This is a genomic window from Polaromonas sp. P3_C2, assembly GCF_056402675.1.
This window is the reverse complement of record NZ_JBFUGX010000863.1, coordinates 1-1498: the sequence shown is the minus strand read 5'-3', so window position 1 is coordinate 1498 and position 1498 is coordinate 1. Positions and strand designations below refer to the sequence as shown.

Genomic DNA, 1498 nt, shown 5'->3' with positions numbered 1-1498 from the left:
CAACTGCAGTGGGAGCAGGGCTTCATGGGATTATTTGTACAGGCATAAAAATCCAGCGTATTTGCTGCAATGCCAAAAACAAGAGGGTTTGGGAGGATTCGATGTCCAAGTTAAACCATAGCAGTCAAGTTAGACCGCAGCTTTTGCGGTCTGAATTGCGTTAGGCRTCTCATGGCACTRCTTTTAAAAATCATYRYCGTRYTGTTTGGCCTCGCATCKATCGYWGCGGGYGTGAAGAGYGTYYTGCGSCGRGAAGCYAAATTCACATGGAATGRAGATAGCRATGAGMAGCGTRTCGTTGAAGGGCTTCCRGCRATCCTCATCGGCTTGGGCGAGATCGCYKTAGGCCTTTACATCMTCTTCTCTCTACGTTCTCATGCAAGCTGAGATATTCACATCGGACCGCTTGGCCATCGCCGATGTCGCCTGACCTCTCCTTCAAACGGGCACCTTGCAGAGCGCTTATGTCAAACGTCAGGCTCCTACCCTCCCGGGTTGTCGCGGGTTGTTTCAGGTTCGAGGGACCATTCTCTGAAAGTGGCCAATTGCATGCCGCCTGATCCTTCCATCGAAGAGGCAACCGCAGCCCACTTGGGCCGACCCCTCATGCCAAACGTCGGGCTAATATGACTTCTGCAATCCACCTGAATCTGTCTGTCGCGGTCTTTGCCTTCGCAGTTCTTACTTCATCGTCAGCCTATGCATCTCCCTGCATGCAAGGTGCGAGATACGAAAGGAAAGATGGGGCCTATATGTCCATCGACACTCCAACCGAATCATCCGATGGGTTGGATCGAGCCCACTTTGAGCTGCAATCGTTGGGGAAAATGATTGCTGGAGCACCTACGGTTGGTAACCTGGAAGGTGAGCTGACAATTACACGAGACTCTTGCGCAGGATTCTTCTCCAGTCCGGATATTCCCTGCGCCATAATCGCAACGTTCAATGGAAATCGGGCGCAGGTTTACCAAATCGGACACTGCTACTCTGGTGCAGGCGCATACGCTGATGGTGTGTATATCAAGTCGAAGGCCAAGCCATTAAAGGCTCTAACCAAGTAGTGGAAGTCAAGGTATGAAGCCTAACCGATCGGCCGATGCGGACACAGCTGCAGGTTGCTGTTTCGCGACTAGTGTTGGTTGCCGGTGACCGCCAACGGTAGGCTTCGTTCCATGGTGCTGAGCAAGTTCGTGAAACTCATTCTCATTTTCTTGGGTGGCCCCTTGATCGCCTTTGCCATTCTCTTCGTCGGCTGCGAAGGAAAGCATCCTGCACTTGGCGTCATGTGTGGCCACAATATTCTCATGTCGCTGGTACTTTTCACGTTCGCGGCCTGGTTTGTGCTGGGTACCATCTCAGTCTTGATCGGTGTTCCAAGAGGACACGAATGAGTAAATTCGCTGCGGCCTGCTTACGGCCTGACTTGCCAATCGACACGAACCCACAACAGCAGCAGGCAGCTCTGCCGCAAGTGTTAGTCGTCCGGTCATCTTTACGC

1 protein-coding gene is annotated in these 1498 nt (G+C 52.4%); it reads left to right on the top strand.

What is annotated here, in order from left to right; translation table 11 throughout:
- Positions 1 to 1190: 1190 nt before the first annotated feature.
- Positions 1191 to 1391: a hypothetical protein gene (locus tag AC1DWI_RS22830; protein WP_477669315.1), complete on the top strand. Its 201-nt coding sequence runs from the start codon at positions 1191 to 1193 to the stop codon at positions 1389 to 1391.
- Positions 1392 to 1498: the final 107 nt, after the last annotated feature.